The sequence below is a fragment of the Alkalibaculum bacchi genome (genome assembly GCF_937875145.1).
GTDB classification, from domain to species: domain Bacteria; phylum Bacillota; class Clostridia; order Eubacteriales; family Alkalibacteraceae; genus Alkalibaculum; species Alkalibaculum bacchi_A.
Map to the genome: position 1 here is coordinate 1 of NZ_CALNCS010000039.1, position 3,557 is coordinate 3,557.

A 3,557-nucleotide genomic window follows, 5' to 3' on the forward strand; every position below is an offset into this window, starting at 1 on the left:
TGCCACCTGAGGAAGCATCCCTTCCTTTACCATACTCTCAATATCTATATATACAAAGTCAACATCTTTTTGTTCCTCTCCACTCTTATAGTAAAGATAATTCATGTTGCTAAAAGCCACACTACTTTCTATACTGTCTAATCCAGACAAAGCGGCCCTAAACTCTTCATCCAAGTTTAAAGTACTGGTCTCTCTCGTTGTTACCACCAAATCCAGTGCGTATTCCTTTTTGAGATACTCCTCGTTACTTTTGAGTATGGTGTGATAGAAGCTTCCACCAAATAGGGTAATGACGATCATGGTGCTAATTGCCATCATAATCACCGTACTTTTGCTTACTTGAGGCAGTAGGTTCTTTATGGCCACAACTGCGTTTTTTCTACCAAATACACGAGCAGCAGGGATAAATCTCTTAAGTATATTTTGTATAGTAAAAGGAAACACCATATATACGCTTAAAATAAAAAGGGCTGAAGAAAAAATCCCAAAAGAGACTCCAGTACCACCTTGATAGGTTTTTATATATCCCATCACAAATAGAATACAGGATAAGATCATGGCTCCATAGCCTATATATTTGGTTTTGCTGCTCCCGTCCAGCTTTTCATTTTCTTCTACAATAGATAGTGGCATGATCTTGGAACTGCGAATGGCCGGCAACAGCATAAAAATTTCTATGATGAGAAAAGCACTTATGCCTACCGTTGCGGAAAAACTTAGGGAAAAGGGCATAGAACTTGAGGCGTCAAAAAAGATTTGTCCTATTCTTTCTTGAAAAAAGGTATTTGAAAAATAGGATAGGAGTAGCCCTAGAGATACGCCGATGACATTCATTACGGTGCACTGATAAAACACCAAGGTAAAGGATTGTTTTGCACCGGCACCTATTGCCCGAAATAGGGCAAATTGTTTGCGGTAATTGTATAGGAAGATTTGAAAATTTGACAGGACAAATAAAGAACACATAAGAACAATGATGATGGACAACACGATCATAAATGCTTTTAAAGAGCTCATATTGGCTTGTATTTCTTCATTTTCTTCCAGCAAGTCCAATTGAATATTGGGATCTATTCTTTTAATTTCTTCGGCTACCTGTAAGACACTTTGTTTGTCTGCCACGTCCACCAGTACATGGGTCGCTGGAACAGGTTCTTTCAAAAGGTCTCGATAGCTTTCAATATGAATCAAAGCAACATCCGGCATATCGGTGGATTGGCTTACATCGTCAATGACTTCTGAAATGACAAACTCCCTTTGTTCAACCATTACCTTATCACCGATTTTTTTATTCATTGCTTTCAATAATCCTTGATTGAGTGCAATTTCCCCTTTTTTAATGTCTTTTGCATATTTATATCGGGTCTTTGCCAATTCACTGTTATCTATCCCTACAGAGTAGGTTTCATTGCCCTCTTGTTCAATGGCAAGATGTCCCACTATAAACCCCGCTATTTCATGAATGGTGCTCAGTTCTTTTATTTCGTCGATGACTTCACTAAGAAAGGGCTGACTTTGATCGTAGCTGGCGAAAATATCTACGGTTCCGTACAACTTTGTGAATCCATCTTTTATGGTATTTTCTGCATTTTGCGCCATTGAAAACATACTGACAATCAAGGCAACGGATATGGCAATGCTGAGTATGGTGGATAGGAAGACCATCTTATTGGCAGCTAATATTTTTTTTGCCACACCAGAAATCGAACGTATCATGCTATCCCTCCAATATCTTCTTTGTCTTATTTAATATCTCATCCATATGACCTTTTTTCTCACTTTTTCTGTATTCATCTACCAATTTACCATCATGAAGAAAGATCACCCGGTCTGCGTATGTGGCCACTTTGGGATCGTGGGTCACCATGATAATGCTCTGGTTCATGCTCTCTTTTATCTTTAATATCATCTCTAATATTTCAATAGATGTATTATAATCCAGGTTTCCCGTCGGCTCATCTGCCAATAGAACCGGCGGCGAGGTAATGAGTGCCCGGGCGATGGCAACCCGTTGCTGCTGCCCGCCCGAAAGTTCCACCGGCCTATGCTTTTGGCGACCGTCTAAGCCAACCAAAAGGATCATCTCTTCTACTTTTTGAGAGATCACTTTATCCCCCATATTTTTTAAAATCAATGGCAATGCCAGATTGTCTTCTACAGTAAGATCCTTTAATAGATTGAAATTCTGAAATACAAAGCCAATATTTTGACTCCTGTACTTCGTAGCATTAGGCTCTACATGGTAGTTTTTAGCCTCTTTCCCATGAATCCTTATTCCCCCCCTTGTTGGAGAGTCTAGTGCACCCAGTACATTGAGCAAAGTACTCTTCCCCGATCCGCTTGCCCCCATGACAGCTACCATCTCACCTTTGTATAATTCAAAATCAACACCGTCTAAAGCGTAAACTTTTTCTTCTCCTTTTTCATAGATTTTATATAAGTTTCTTGCATGTAATATTGGTATTCTCTCATTCATAAAACTTCTCCCTCTTGTTTGTACCAGTTGGCCTGACTGTTATACATCTTACAATAAATTTGTCCTAAGTTAATTAGTTGATCATGACTGCCCACCTCCACAATTTCTCCTTTATTCATGACTATGATTTTATCAACATATCTTGTAATTCCTAATCTATGGGATATCGTGATTGTCGTTTTATGGTAAAATAATCTAGGTGAACTTTCCATGGACGTGGATTACTTAAAGAAAGCACGAACAGGTTTCACAAATGAGGAAAAAAGCTTTAATCGAGTTTTCAGGTTCAAAACTTACTATTGGCCATCAATGCGAATTACTTGGACCTTTAAGGTCAACAACATACCATGTGCCAGTTGAAAACAAACCTTCCCAGGATGAAATTGATATCAAAAATATAGTAGGCAGGTATCTACTTTGGTTTTATTGCTAGTGCACCTTAATCAAGAAAGGAGTTATAACTAAGAATTTCTGAATTTGTGTCTTGACAAGCGTGCACATTATACAATGACGACTAATTCTTTTGGCACTTCTTGTATATCTAATATTTCCGTACTTGTCATGATGCCAGGTAAATCTAGACCTGGTATTGGTGGAACTAATGGAGTAGAACCTGTAGCGATGATTAATTTACCGTAAGAAATGACTTGACCTTTATCTGCACCGTCAACAATATCTACTGTTTTGTTATTATTTACATGACCTTTTCCAGAATAAATTTTGATATTAAAATGCCCGTAACGCCACCTACAAGTTATTTTACTACGCCGCTTTTATTTTTAACCGAATGGGCATTTGCGCAATGAAGCAAATGCCTATATTACTACTTTTTATTGTACTTTCTAATGTATACTACAAAAACTATAGCTACCAATACCACATATAGAATTTAAATTGATTTAATATTTACAATATCAATAATATCCTTTATTTCTTATCACTGCATTAAATGGAACTTCTTTTAGCATAATTGCAAATGATAATATGCCTCCACCGGATGAGGCACTGTTAATTAACGACATTCTTAATGAGGACCACCCGTCCAACGGGTGGTTTCCTCTACGGCTATAAGCCTTTGTTA

At 37.8% G+C, this 3,557-nt stretch carries 4 protein-coding genes; all 4 read right to left on the bottom strand.

Features of this window, described 5'->3' with window-relative positions:
• A partial coding sequence (locus Q7P22_RS02645) for an ABC transporter permease (RefSeq protein WP_303860292.1) occupies positions 1-1,716 on the bottom strand: 1,716 nt, incomplete at its 3' end.
• Between the two features lies 1 nt (position 1,717).
• Entirely contained in the window at positions 1,718-2,476 is a 759-nt protein-coding gene (locus Q7P22_RS02650; RefSeq protein ID WP_303860294.1) for an ABC transporter ATP-binding protein, read from the bottom strand.
• On the bottom strand, positions 2,473-2,688 hold the full coding sequence (locus Q7P22_RS02655) for a hypothetical protein (RefSeq protein ID WP_303860296.1): 216 nt from the start codon (positions 2,686-2,688) through the stop codon (positions 2,473-2,475). The genes Q7P22_RS02650 and Q7P22_RS02655 overlap by 4 nt, the downstream gene beginning before the upstream one ends.
• Positions 2,689-2,976: 288 nt before the next feature.
• Positions 2,977-3,234, bottom strand: coding sequence for an FAD-dependent oxidoreductase (locus Q7P22_RS02660; protein WP_369695478.1), 258 nt, complete (start codon positions 3,232-3,234; stop codon positions 2,977-2,979).
• Positions 3,235-3,557 lie beyond the last annotated feature (323 nt).